This window comes from Streptomyces sp. NPDC004031, assembly GCF_053604375.1.
The window spans coordinates 1-10242 of record NZ_JBSGHL010000109.1; the positions used below are offsets into that span (position 1 = coordinate 1).

Sequence of the window (10242 nt, forward strand, 5' to 3'; positions counted from 1 at the left end):
GGCCTCGCGCGTATGGAGCGTGTCGTCCGCGAGCGCATGACCACCCAGGACGTCGAGGCGATCACGCCGCAGACCCGCAGCGCGTCCACCGCGCGCGAGACCAGACCCGGCGCCCCGGTGTCGGTGCCGCCCTCCGCCTGCTGCCGCGCGGCCCACGCGTCGACCGCGGCCAGCGCGCCGGGCGCGTCCAGGTCGTCGGCGAGCGCCGTGCGGATCGCGTCCACCAGCGCCTCGGCGGGCGGCCCGTCGGGCCGCGAGACCGCGGCGCGCCAGCGGGCCAGCCGCTCCTGCGCCTGCTCCAGCACGGCGTCCGTCCACTCCCAGTCGGAGCGGTAGTGGTGGGCCAGCAGCGCCAGCCGGATGGCGGCGGGATCGACGCCCGCGCGCCGCAGCGCGGAGACGAAGACCAGGTTGCCCTTGGACTTCGACATCTTCTCGCCGTGCAGCGCGACCATCCCGGCGTGCACGTACGCCTTGGCGTAGGGGTAGTCGCCGGTGAGCACCTGGGCGTGCGAGGCGCCCATCTCGTGGTGCGGGAAGACCAGGTCGGAGCCGCCGCCCTGGACGTCGAAGCCCATGCCGAGGTGCTCCAGGGCGATGGCGACGCACTCGATGTGCCAGCCGGGGCGTCCCGCGCCCAGCGACGCGCCGTCCCAGCTGGGCTCGCCCGGACGGGCGGCCATCCACAGCATGGGGTCGAGCGGGTTCTTCTTGCCGGGGCGCTCCGGGTCGCCGCCGCGCTCGGCGGACAGCGCCCGCATGACGGTGGCGTCGAAGCCGGAGACGGAGCCGAAGTGCGGGTCGCAGTCGACCGAGAAGTAGGTGTCGCCGTCGAGCTCGTAGGCGGCGCCCGCCTCGCGCAGCCGCTCGATGAGCGGCACGATGCGCGGAATGGCCTCGACGGCGCCGATGTAGTGCGCCGGCGGCAGCATCCGCAGCGCGGTCATGTCCTCGCGGAAGAGCGCGGTCTCGCGCTCGGCCAGCGCCGTCCAGTCGTCGCCGGTGGCGTCGGCGCGCTCCAGCAGCGGATCGTCGACGTCGGTGACGTTCTGCACGTACTGGACCTGGTGCTTCGTGTCGAGCCACACGCGCTGGACGAGGTCGAACGCGTTGTAGGTGGCCGCGTGCCCCATGTGGGTGGCGTCGTAGGGCGTGATGCCGCAGACGTAGAGGCGGGCGACCGGTCCGGGCTCGACGGCCACCAGGCCACCGGTCGCGGAGTCGTGGAGACGGAGTGCGCGTCCAGTGCCCGGAAGGGCAGGGACGTCGGAAGCGGGCCAGGCATGCATGAAATGAGATTAACCTTCCGCCCGCGGGCGAAACGAGCGGGAGCAGCACGTTTACCTGCGCGGGCATCCGTTTCGGCCACCGCGCGGCCCGCTCGCCCCACCGGTCACGGCCGCGGAACCCCGTTCGTCAGACCGGCGGCCACGGTATGGAGGGCCAGCCGTCGCCCGGCAGCGGATGGCGGCCGGTCTCCCGCAGCCGCGCCACCCGGGCCCGCAGGGCGTCGATCTCGGCCGCCGTGATGAGCGGGGCGAGCCGTACGCCCAGCTCGCCCTCCAGCGCCGCCGTAAGGCCGTCCAGAGCCGTCAGGGCCTCGGCGGGCAGCGGCTCGCCGGCCCAGCCCCACAGCAGGGTGCGCAGCTTGTCCTCGGTGTGGAAGGTCACCCCGTGGTCGATGCCGTAGAGCCGGCCGTCCGGGGCGGGCAGCAGATGGCCGCCCTTGCGGTCGGCGTTGTTGATCACCGCGTCCAGCACCGCGAGGCGGCGCAGCCGGTCGTCGTCGGCGTGCACCAGCAGCGCGGTGCGGCCCTCGCCGACCTCGGCCTCGACCACGGCCTTCCAGCCCGGCGCCGGCTCGTCGTCCTCGGTCAGCGCCAGCAGCCCCGGTCCGGCACCGTCGCCGTCCTCACCGCCGCTCTGCGCGGGGTCGATCCACAGCTGCACCATGCCCTCGCCGTACGGGCCGTCGCGCAGCACCGTGGGCGGCACCAGGCCCCAGCCGGTGGCCTCGGACACCAGGAAGGCGGCCACCTCGCGCTGCGCCAGGGTGCCGTCGGGGAAGTCCCACAGCGGGCGCTCCCCCGCGACGGGCTTGTAGACGCACGCGACCGTGCCGCCCTCGTGGGCTGCCTCGCAGTAGAGCACCGCGTTGGACGCGTCGCGGACCCGGCCGCGTACCGTCAGCTCGCCCTCCGACAGCAGAGTCAGCGCCGCGGAGGCGGCGCTCAGGCCGACCTCCGGTACCCGTTCTGACGCGGGCATACGTGTCCTTCCGGATCCAGGGGCAGGCTGCACAGCGGGCAGGGCGGGCGGCCCGCGGACACCACGTCCAGGGCGCGTTTGGCGAAGGAGCGGGCCTGGGCGCCGGTGAGCAGCACCCGCAGCAGCGGCGGGCCGTTCTCCTCGTCCTGGAGCATCTGCTCCTCGGCCGCCTCCAGGTCCTCCTCGTCCTCGCCGCTCAGTTCGACCAGCGCCTGGGCCTCGATGACCATGCGGTCGTGCGCGCCGTCCCAGGCCAGGGCCATGGTGCCGACCCGGAACTCCTCCTCGACCGGCACGTCCAGCGGCGCGGAGTCGGACAGCTCGGTCGGCGCGACCGCGGGCACCGGGGCGTTGCCGCCGCTGCGCCGCACGACCTCGTCCAGCAGTTCGTCGATCCGCTCGGCGAGCGCGGCCACCTGGGTCTTCTCCAGGGCCACGCTGGTGGTCCTGCCCTTGGCCGTGGCCTGGAGGAAGAACGTACGCTGGCCCGGCTGGCCGACCGTACCGGCCACGAAACGGTCCGGGTGCTCGTAGAAGAAGACCTGGCGGGGCACGTCCTGCTCCGTTTGCTCGGCTGTGGGGCTGTCAGGCGGTGACGCCGGCTGGCGCCGGCACTGCGGTGGGGCTGCTGTGGGGCTGTGTCGCGGGGCGACGGCGGTGCGCGGCGGGTGCGGTGCGTCCGGTGCGCCCGGCGCGGACACCGTTCACGGTGGTGCTCACCGCGAACACGCGTCCGCCACCACCCTACTGCGGAAGCTGATCACGAGGCGCCCGTGGAGCCTCCGACCACCGCGTCGGCGGAGTTGCCGCCGGCCGGCGCGGGCGGCGGGGCCAGCGGTCCCAGGTCGCCGGTGTCGCCCAGGCGGAGCAGGAAGGGGCGGTGCGGGGTGTAGCGGATGGCGGTCACCGAGCACGGGTCGGTGCTGATCCGCTGGAAGAGGTCGAGGTGCATGCCGAGCGCGTCGGCGGCGAGCGACTTGATGATGTCGCCGTGCGAGCACACCACGTACAGCGCGTCCGGGCCGTGCTCCTCCTCGATCCGCGCGTTCCAGTCGCGGACGGCCTCGACCGCGCGGGCCTGCATGGCGCGCAGCGACTCGCCCCCGGGACCGGGGAAGACCGCGGCCGACGGGTGCCGCTGCACGGTCGTCCACAGCGGCTGGTCGGCCAGCTCGGCGAGCTTGCGGCCGGTCCAGTCGCCGTAGTGGCACTCGCCGATCCGCTCGTCGGTGTGCAGCGGCAGCCCGGTGCGGGTCTCCAGCAGCGGACGCACCGTCTCCTGGCAGCGCTGCAGCGGGCTGCACACCACGGCGGCCAGCGGCAGCACGGCGAGCCGGGCGGCGAGCGCGGTGGCCTGGGCCCGCCCGGTGTCGTCGAGGGCGACGCCCGGGGTCCAGCCGGCCAGCACGCCCTGGGTGTTGGCGGTGGACCGGCCGTGCCGGACAAGGATCGCGGTAGGCATGTCCGCCACCGTAACCCTTTCCGGTGGTGTCCGTTGTGCTGGGCGACGGCCGTGGCGGGGATGATCCCCCCGAGCCCCCACCACGGCCGCGGGCTTCGGCGCGCCTCCCGCGGGATTCGCCGGATCCGCTCGCTCCGGTATAGGTCCGGGTGTCCCGCCCCCTCGGTAAGGTGCAGCAGGGGTCGAGGGGGCCCCGGGAGCCGGTATCGCGAAGCGGGTGGAGATGTTCAGCAAGGCGACGAGGAGCCGCCCGGCTGCCGGCGGGAGCCACACGGCCGGCACCGACTGGTCGCCGTACGGTCGGCTGGAGGACGCCGCCGGGGTCTACTTCCTGCACGCGGACGTCGCCATGGACGCCATCGCGGGAGTGCTGGGCCGCCGCCGGGTGCGCGGCTTCACCCTGGAACGGGTGGTGGACCTGACCGAGGCCGGGGCCTCGGTGTGGCAGGAGGCCGCGGTGTGCGACGGGCGGCGCCTCATCCTGTGGCACAGCGAGGAACTGGCCGACGCCTCCGCGCCCGGCGGCACGGTGCTCGACTCGTCGGTGCAGGTGCTGCCGCTGGAGGCGATCGGGCACGTCGGGATGCGCACCCTGGTCGGCCGCGACAGCCTCGGGCAGCGCGTGGACCGCGGGGTCTATCTGGTGCTGGCCACCGCGATGCCGCACGAGCTGAGCGCGGTCGCGGCCGACCCGGACGCGGCGCTGCCGGTGGCCTCGGCGAAGTTCCGGCCCGAGGCCTTCCGCTTCAGCAAGTCGCTGGACGACGGGGGCGCGGGGCAGATAGCCCGGCTGATCGACTTCGGCCGGCTGCTCGGCAGGCTCGTCCCCGGCTGAGCAGCCGGCCGCAGCCGTTTCCGGGCCCGGTGCCCGCGCCGTGACGGCCCGCCGTGACCGCCGCCGCACGGCCCGCCGTCACGCCAGCCCGGCGCGCTCCAGGGCCGTCACGCCCGCCCGCAGTCCGGCGACCCTGTCCTCCAGCGTGAAGCCCGCGGGGGCCAGCGTCAGCGTCGTGACGCCCGCCTCGGCGTACGCCCGCATGCCGTCGGCGATCCGCTCGACCGGGCCGAGCAGGCACGTGGAGTCGATGAGCTGCTGCGGTACGGCCGCCGCCGCGCCGTCCTTGTCACCGGCCAGGTACTTGTCCTGGATCTCGGCCGCCTCGCGCTCGTAGCCCATGCGGACGGCGAGCTGGTTGTAGAAGTTCTGCTTGCGGCTGCCCATGCCGCCGACATACAGCGCGGTGTACGGGCGGAAGACGTCGGCCAGCGCGGCGACGTCGTCGCCGACCGCGAGCGGCAGCGTCGGGCACACGTCGAAGCCCTCCAGCGTCAGCCCCGCCTTGGCGCGGCCGGCCCGGATGTGGCGCAGCGCGGTGTCCTCCAGGTGCGCGGCGGACGGGAAGATCAGCAGGGCGCCGTCGGCGATCTCGCCGGTCTGCTCCAGGTTCTTCGGGCCGATCGCCGCGATGTAGAGCGGGATGTGCTCGCGCTGCGGGTGCACGGTGAGCTTGATGGGCTTGCCCGGACCGCCGGGCAGCGGCAGCGTCCAGTGCTCGCCCTCGTACGACAGCCGCTCGCGCGCCATGGCCTTGCGGACGATCTCGACGTACTCGCGGGTGCGGGACAGCGGCTTGTCGAACTTGACGCCGTACCAGCCCTCGGAGACCTGCGGGCCCGACACCCCGAGGCCCAGCCGGAAGCGCCCGCCGGACAGCGAGTCCAGGGTCGCGGCGGTCATGGCCGTCATCGCCGGGGTGCGGGCCGGGATCTGGAAGATGGCCGAGCCGACGTCGATCCGCTCGGTCTGCGCCGCCACCCAGGACAGCACGGTCGGCGCGTCGGAGCCGTAGGCCTCGGCGGCCCAGCACACGGAGTAGCCGAGCCGGTCGGCCTCCTGGGCGACGGCGAGGTTGTCCGCGTCCATGCCGGCACCCCAGTAGCCGAGGTTGATCCCGAGCTTCATGGCTCTCCCTTGAGCTGGTCGGTGTGTTGTGGCGACTCGTACGGGTGGTACCGCGCCGTCCGGGCCGGCGTGCGGACCGACGCGCGGACCGCTGGTCGTACTGGTCGGTAACGTCTGTGCTCCACCGGACTGTAGCGCGCACCGCCGCCACGGGACCTGTCAGGTACGTCACTGCCGCCCATTCGAGCGGTGCGGGCAGTAATCTCAGCGCCCATGGAGCAAAGGCACCTCGGCCGTACGGGTCTGCGCGTCTCCCGGCTCGGGCTCGGCACGCTCACCTGGGGCCGCACCACCGGCGAACGCGACGCCGCCGACCAGCTCAAGGCCTTCTGGAGCGCCGGGGGTTCGCTCGTCGACACCGCCGACGTCTACGCCGACGGCGGGGCCGAGTACCTGCTCGGGCGGCTCATGGAGGACCTGGTGCCGCGCTCGGACCTGGTCGTCGCGACCAAGGCGGGCAGCGTGCCCGACCCCTACCGCCGCTTCGACACCTCGCGCGGCCACCTCCTGTCGGCCCTCGACGCCTCACTGCAACGGCTCGGCACGGACTACGTCGACCTGTGGCAGGTGCACGCCTTCGACCCCGGCACGCCCATGGAGGAGACGCTCCAGGCGCTCGACATCGCCGTCAGCTCCGGCCGGGCGCGCTACGTCGGGGTCTCCAACTTCTGCGGGTGGCAGCTCGCCAAGGCCGCGGCCTGGCAGCTCGCGGGCCCCGGCCGCACCCCGCTGGCCAGCACGCAGATGGAGTACTCGCTGCTCCAGCGGGGCGTCGAGCGCGAGGTGCTGCCCGCCGCGCTGGACCTCGGGGTCGGGCTGCTGCCCTCCTCGCCGCTCGGCCGCGGCGTCCTCACCGGCAAGTACCGCGGGGGCGTCCCGCAGGACTCGCGCGGCGGCGACGAGGACCTCGCCGCCTTCGTCGCCCCCTACCTCGACGACACCGCCCGGCTCATCGTGGACGCGCTGGCCATAGCGGCCGACGGCCTGGCCGTCTCGCCGCTGCACGTCGCCCTGGCATGGGTACGCGACCGGCCCGGCGTGGCCGCCCCGCTGCTCGGCGCGCGCAACGCGCAGCAGCTCACGGCGGCACTGTCAGTGGAGGCGCTTACCCTTCCGGAAGAGATCAACCTGGCGCTCGACGACGTGTCGGCGCCGCTGCACCGCTATCCGGACCACGACTGGAGCACGCTCTGAACGCGCGTCACGCTCCCTCCACGGAGGCCGCAATGCCCCCCGCCGAACCCTCCGGCATCGCCGACCTCGCGGCAGCGATCCGCTCCATCGAGCGCGGCGAGAACGCCGCGGCCCCCGCCCCGCGCGGCGACGCCGCCGCCGCCCGCCGCAGACGCCGTGAGGCGATGGCCGCGGAAGCGGCCGCCCTCCAGGCGGCGGAGGCGGCGGAGACCACGGGCGAGCCGGCACCTGCGGCGGCCCCGGAGGACGGTACGGCCGGGGACGACTCGGGCTCGGCGGACGAGGGCGCGGGCTCCGCGCCGGGGACGGACGGCTCGGCGGACGACGGCTCCGGCTCCACGCCGGGGGCGGATGCGGAGGACGGTACCGGGGCTTCCGCGCCAGCGGCGGACGGCTCCACGGACGACGGCTCCGGCTCCACGCCGCGGGCGGATGCGGACGAGCCCGGGGCTACGGGCCCGGACGCGAGCGTGGCGCAGGACACCGGGCCCGCGGGCCCTGGCAGGGCCCTGGCGGCGGACGAGCGCGGCACGCGCACGGCGCAGGGCAGGACGGGCGCTTCCGGCGGTCAGAGCGGGTCGCGCGCGGCCTCCGCCGCCGCGGGCCGCGGGCCGGTGGTGCCGCAGGCCGTCGCGCTCGACCCCGCGGCGGTCGAGGCCACCGCATCCGTGCTGGTGGAAGGCGGGGCGCCCGCCGAGTTGGCGGGCGGGGTCGTGCGGGTGCTCGGGGAGCGGGCGGCGCAGGAGCTGCGGGACGATCCGTGGCTGCTGCTCGGGCTCGGCGGTGTGCGGGTCGAGCAGGCGGACGGCTTCGCGCGCGGCCTGCTCGGCGAGGCCTGCGGGCCCGGCGACGAGCGGCGGGCCCGCGCGCTGGTCTCCCGGGCGCTGGAGGAGGCCGCGCTGCACGGCCACACCGCGCTGGCCCCCGCCGAGCTGCTCGCCGCCCTCGGGCGGTACGGGCTGCCGGAGCCGCAGGCCGCAGTCGCGGCGGCGGTCGCCGAGGGCCAGTTGCTGGAGTTCCGCGAGGGCGGCGAGGACGAGGAGGAAGGCGAGGAGGCCGAGGGCACGGAGGAGCCCGAGGTGCTCTTCGCCCTCGACCGCTACGCGATGGCCGAGGAGGCCCTCGGCGAGGGCTTCCTCCGCCTCCTGCGCTCCCTCGCGGACGACGGGGCGGCCTGGGCCGGGTCCGAGGCCCCGACGCCCTCCGCCGCCGAGCTGATCCGCGCCGCGGCGGGCAGCGGCCTGGTCGCGCACTGCGGCGGCGAGGCCGCGCGCGCCGAGCCCGCCGCGCTGGTGGCCGCCGCACGGGCCGCGGGCCTGCGGGCGTACGCGGCGGCGTACTCCGGCAGCGGCCGCGCCCGGCTCGCGGCGGACACGGGGCCGGAGGCGGCCGTGACGCTCGACGGGCTGCTGTCCGGCGCCGAGGGACCGGGCCGCGCCGCCGACGGCAGCCTCGCGCTGGATCTGCTCGCGGTGCTGGACGCCCCGCAGCTGTCGGTCGAGGAGGCCGCGACGCTCGTGGAGTCGCTGCCCGACGGTGCGCGGCTGGTGCTGAGCGGCGATCCGAACGCCCTGTGGTCGGCCGGACCGGGCCGGGTCTTCGCCGATCTGCTGGCCTCCCGTGCCTGCCCGCGTGTGGTGTCGCGCACGCCCGACCCGGGCCCGATCGGCGAGCTGGTCTCGTGCGTGGGCATCGGCGAGCTGGCCACGGTCGACGCGCCGGGCAAGGAGGTCGTGGTGGTGCCCGTGCACGATCCGCGCGAGGCCGTGCACCGTACGGTCCAGCTGGTCGCCGACTCGGTGCCGCGGGCCTTCGGCGTGTCCGGGGCGCAGGTCCAGGTGATCACCCCGGGGCACGGCGGCCCGGTCGGCACGCGTGCCCTCAACGCCGCGCTCAAGGAACGGCTGAATCCAGGCCCCGGACGTTTCGGCGGCTTCGACCCGGGCGACCGGGTCGTGTACGTGCCCGCGCCCGGCCGCGCCGAGCCGGGCACGGTGGCGGGCGCCGAGCCGGACGGGCTGCGGCTGGAGTGCGAGCGCGGCCCGGTGGTCGTCCCGCGCGCGGACGTGGCCTCGGCCGTACGCCACGGGTGGGCCGTCACCGGCCACCAGGCGGCCGCGTCGCGCTGGCCCGCCGCCGTGGTCGTGGTTCCCGGCGACGCGGGCCCGCTGCTGACCCGTTCCTGGCTCTACACGGCCTTCGGGCGCGGCGAACGGCACCTCTCGGTGGTCCAGGGCGCGGAGGGCCGGCTGGCCCAGGCCGTCGCGGGCCCGCCCGCCGCCCCCCGCACGACCCGTCTCCCGGCGGTGCTGGCCGAGCTGACGGCAGGCCTGTGACCGTACGCCGACGGCCCCGCCCCCTGCGGAGGGGGCGGGGCCGTTCGGCGTGCCCGGGACGGACCGCGTCCGGGGCTGTCCGGGTCAGTCCGGATCAGTCCGGGTCGAGGGCCGTCAGCTCGTCGTCGTAGAAGGCGCTGATGTCGAAGCGGCAGATGACCATGTGCGGGTCGGCCTGGTCGAAGGGCGCTTCCAGCCATTCGCCGGGCTCGGCCGGCTCCGCCGCGCAGACCCACACCGCCGAGTCGCCCTCTTCGAGGCCGAAGTCCTTGTGGCGCTGGGCGATCTCGTCGGGCTCGTACTCTCCGAAGATCACCCCGAGGGCGGCGTTGACCGACGCCGTGGCCGATCCGTCGGTTTCCTCACTGGCATGTCTGGCCTGCGAGAAGAGCCGGTCGGGCGCCACGATCTGGTAGTCCCGGCGGATCAGCACGCTGATCGCCTCGGGCTCCTCGGGGCCGTCGTAGTCGGCCATCGCGTTGCCGGTGGGGACTTCGAGCGGCGTGACCTCGTCGTAGACCTCGTACAGCAACTCGTCATACGACTCGGCCGCCGAGGCCAGCGCCTCGAACGCCTCGTGAACGGCGGGGTCGTCCTCGCCGCTGCGCTTCTCGACCGCGTCGAGATGCCGGTCGAGCGCGGCCTTGACCGCCTCGACTGCGGCACGAACCTCGGCCGCCGTGGGCTGCACGTCATCAGACATGGGGCAGACGCTATCCGCACCGGGGCGTTGCTTGCACAATAGATGCGATGCCGGAATACGAATTCAGAGAGATGTACGTCCCGCGGGGGGTCTCCCGCAAGGACGCGACGCGCCTGTTGACGGACGAGGCGGAGTACGGCCACTGGGAGCTGGACCGGCTGCGTCTCTACCCCGACGGGAGCAGGCGGGTACGGCTGCGGCGGCGCATCATCCGCCAGCTGCGGGCCACCTGGTGAGCGCGGCGGTGGCGGACCGGGCCGACTGACGGCCCCCGTCCCGCGCGCGGCGTCCGGCCGCCTGGGCGCGGGCCGCGGAG

At 75.2% G+C, this 10242-nt stretch carries 9 protein-coding genes and 1 pseudogene; 4 read left to right on the forward strand and 6 right to left on the reverse strand.

Annotation, left to right across the window (positions count from 1 at the left end):
• Positions 1–77 precede the first annotated feature (77 nt).
• The 4 genes and pseudogenes from mshC to ACWERV_RS35930 form a co-directional block, all read right to left on the reverse strand.
• A pseudogene (mshC, locus tag ACWERV_RS35915) lies at positions 78–1289 on the reverse strand (cysteine--1-D-myo-inosityl 2-amino-2-deoxy-alpha-D-glucopyranoside ligase); the annotation flags it as partial.
• A 127-nt stretch (positions 1290–1416) separates the two neighbouring features.
• Positions 1417–2268, reverse strand: a complete 852-nt coding sequence (locus ACWERV_RS35920) for an SCO1664 family protein (protein WP_452941027.1) — start codon at positions 2266–2268, stop codon at positions 1417–1419.
• Positions 2232–2822, reverse strand: a complete 591-nt coding sequence (locus ACWERV_RS35925) for a DUF3090 domain-containing protein (RefSeq protein ID WP_452941029.1) — start codon at positions 2820–2822, stop codon at positions 2232–2234. Before ACWERV_RS35925 ends, ACWERV_RS35920 begins: the two co-directional genes overlap by 37 nt.
• Positions 2823–3028: 206 nt before the next feature.
• Positions 3029–3730 carry a histidine phosphatase family protein gene (locus ACWERV_RS35930; RefSeq protein ID WP_452941031.1) on the reverse strand — a complete coding sequence of 234 codons (702 nt, stop codon included), beginning with the start codon at positions 3728–3730 and terminating at the stop codon, positions 3029–3031.
• A gap of 223 nt (positions 3731–3953) precedes the next feature.
• Between ACWERV_RS35930 and ACWERV_RS35935 the strand changes: the two genes are divergently transcribed.
• A complete protein-coding gene (locus ACWERV_RS35935) occupies positions 3954–4565 on the forward strand; it encodes a hypothetical protein (RefSeq protein ID WP_398189146.1) in 612 nt (203 codons plus the stop codon).
• Between the two features lie 78 nt (positions 4566–4643).
• On the opposite strand, the gene ACWERV_RS35940 is transcribed toward ACWERV_RS35935, so the two are convergent.
• Positions 4644–5693, reverse strand: coding sequence for an LLM class F420-dependent oxidoreductase (locus tag ACWERV_RS35940; RefSeq protein WP_398189092.1), 1050 nt, complete (start codon positions 5691–5693; stop codon positions 4644–4646).
• 213 nt (positions 5694–5906) lie between these two features.
• Here ACWERV_RS35940 and ACWERV_RS35945 point away from each other — a divergent pair, with 213 nt between their 5' ends.
• On the forward strand, positions 5907–6887 hold the full coding sequence (locus ACWERV_RS35945; RefSeq protein WP_398189089.1) for an aldo/keto reductase: 981 nt from the start codon (positions 5907–5909) through the stop codon (positions 6885–6887).
• Between the two features lie 32 nt (positions 6888–6919).
• Positions 6920–9223 (forward strand): helix-hairpin-helix domain-containing protein, encoded by a 2304-nt coding sequence (locus tag ACWERV_RS35950; protein WP_452941032.1) that lies wholly within the window; start codon positions 6920–6922, stop codon positions 9221–9223.
• Between the two features lie 94 nt (positions 9224–9317).
• Here ACWERV_RS35950 and ACWERV_RS35955 read toward each other — a convergent pair whose 3' ends face one another.
• Positions 9318–9926 carry a hypothetical protein gene (locus tag ACWERV_RS35955; RefSeq protein WP_452941034.1) on the reverse strand — a complete coding sequence of 203 codons (609 nt, stop codon included), beginning with the start codon at positions 9924–9926 and terminating at the stop codon, positions 9318–9320.
• 47 nt (positions 9927–9973) lie between these two features.
• Between ACWERV_RS35955 and ACWERV_RS35960 the strand changes: the two genes are divergently transcribed.
• Positions 9974–10162, forward strand: a complete 189-nt coding sequence (locus ACWERV_RS35960; RefSeq protein ID WP_031515032.1) for a DUF5703 family protein — start codon at positions 9974–9976, stop codon at positions 10160–10162.
• The last annotated feature ends 80 nt before the right edge of the window (positions 10163–10242 follow it).